This is a genomic window from Pseudomonas sp. 30_B, from assembly GCF_017491605.1.
In the GTDB taxonomy this organism is placed as follows: domain Bacteria; phylum Pseudomonadota; class Gammaproteobacteria; order Pseudomonadales; family Pseudomonadaceae; genus Pseudomonas.
On the sequence record NZ_JAFGYY010000097.1, the window covers coordinates 1 to 633 of the forward strand.

Sequence of the window (633 nt, forward strand, 5' to 3'; positions counted from 1 at the left end):
CGTTGTAATCGACCACTCTTTTCACTGGCACCAGGATTTTCATGCACACGCTCCAAAGTTACGAATACGACCAGCGGCCATTTTATAGCGTGGCTCGCCCACGCGGCGGCGACGCCGGTCATTCAATTTGCGGCTGCACCGAGGATAGCGCCCCCTCGCGGCACGCCGATAATAGCGAACGGTCGTTCTATTTTAAAAGAGAAAAAACCCGGACGCCAAGCCCGGGCTTTCGATCTTCGCCTCTAATCGGGCGGCGGCCTCGATCTCCCCTACCAGGCGGCGATCACCGCGCCGCCGAATTGGCGCTCGATGAAGCGCTTCACGTCGGCCGACCGATAGGCGGCCACGAGCTTCGCGACCCACGGCTTGTCCTTGTCCTCGGCGCGCACCGCGAGGATGTTCGCGTACGGACCGTTCGGCCCCTCGATCGCAATCGCGTCCTGTTTCGGTTTCAGGCCGGCTTCCATCGCGTAGTTCGTGTTGATCGCGGCCGCGTCGACGTCGGCGAGCGAGCGCGGGATCTGTGCGGCGTCGAGCTCGACGAGCTTCAGTTGCTTCGGATTGTCGACGACGTCGAAGCGCGTCGCCTTCAGGCCCGCCCCGTCGCGCAGCTTGAGGAGCCCCTGCTTCTGC

1 protein-coding gene is annotated in these 633 nt (G+C 63.0%); it reads right to left on the reverse strand.

Annotated elements, in window-relative coordinates; genetic code table 11:
• Positions 1 to 269: 269 nt before the first annotated feature.
• On the reverse strand, positions 270 to 633 hold a 364-nt coding region (locus J5M67_RS27385), incomplete at its 5' end, for a MetQ/NlpA family ABC transporter substrate-binding protein (RefSeq protein WP_243434913.1).